This is a genomic window from Prevotella brunnea (assembly GCF_008016795.1).
Lineage (GTDB): Bacteria > Bacteroidota > Bacteroidia > Bacteroidales > Bacteroidaceae > Prevotella > Prevotella brunnea.
Window position 1 is genome coordinate 1 of record NZ_SDIK01000025.1, and the last position, 1,008, is coordinate 1,008.

At 47.9% G+C, this 1,008-nt stretch carries 1 protein-coding gene; it reads right to left on the minus strand.

The features are described 5' to 3' along the window. On the minus strand, positions 1 to 896 hold an 896-nt coding region (locus ETF27_RS04015; RefSeq protein ID WP_147785512.1), incomplete at its 3' end, for an IS256 family transposase. Positions 897 to 1,008: the final 112 nt, after the last annotated feature.

Genomic DNA, 1,008 nt, shown 5'->3' on the forward strand with positions numbered 1-1,008 from the left:
GCAGGATATTTCCTTTCCCATTTCTCGACAAAGGTAATGAATTGTTCGTATCCCTGCAAGGAATTCATCTCGTTGTTCTCCAATTGGAACACCTCACTGAGCTGCTGCGCCATTACCGGTTTGTCTTTATGTGATGCGCCGCTGAGTATCTGTCGCTTGACGTGTGCCACGCAGAACTGGTGTGCGGCACCGGGAAAGGCTGCACAGACGGCATTCTCTATTCCTTGTAATGCATCGGAAACGACTAAGTCTATCTGTTCGACGCCTCTTTGCTTCAAGGCCTCAAGCTCGTCTTTCCAGCACAGAGCCCCTTCTGTGGGATGATTGACAACCGTGAGCACCTCCCTGCTGCCGTCTTCTAATACCCCCAGAATGGTATAGTAGGCCTCCTTGGACACCTGTCTGTCCCTACGGGTGGAAATAAAGGTGGCGTCGATATAGACGGCTAAATAGTGGGAGGAAAGGCTACGGCAAAGCCACCGTTCGACGTCCTCACGGCAGCTGCCGGCAAGATGCGATACCTGCTGCTTGCTGTAGGAACGACCATAGACGCAATTGGAAATCTCGCCTATCTGCTCCGTGGTAAGACCTTTGGTGTAGAGGAGATTGAACAATTTGGCACGTTCCTCACTTTCGCTGCGTATCACCCCTAAGAGAATGGGATAGAAGTTTCCGCTACGACTGCGCGGAATACGGAGCGAGAACTCAAAGCCGTGACTGTACCAACGGCGAGAACGGAAGCCATTGCATTGCTCATGGGCATTTTCGCTGACGAACAACTCTCGTTCATGATACATCAGGGAGTTCATGATTAATGACTGAAGGGTAACAAAACCCTCGCTGCTGCTTGTGTAATTCGAAAGAATTTCCGAAATTTGCGAATGTGTAAGTTTCATTTTTTTCTTTTTTATGGTTTACAAATACAAAGATAAGAAAAAAGGAGCTTACACACTTTTATAGGACAGTACCAACTTATTCATGTTGAGGTATTCCATAAGTACAATGCGC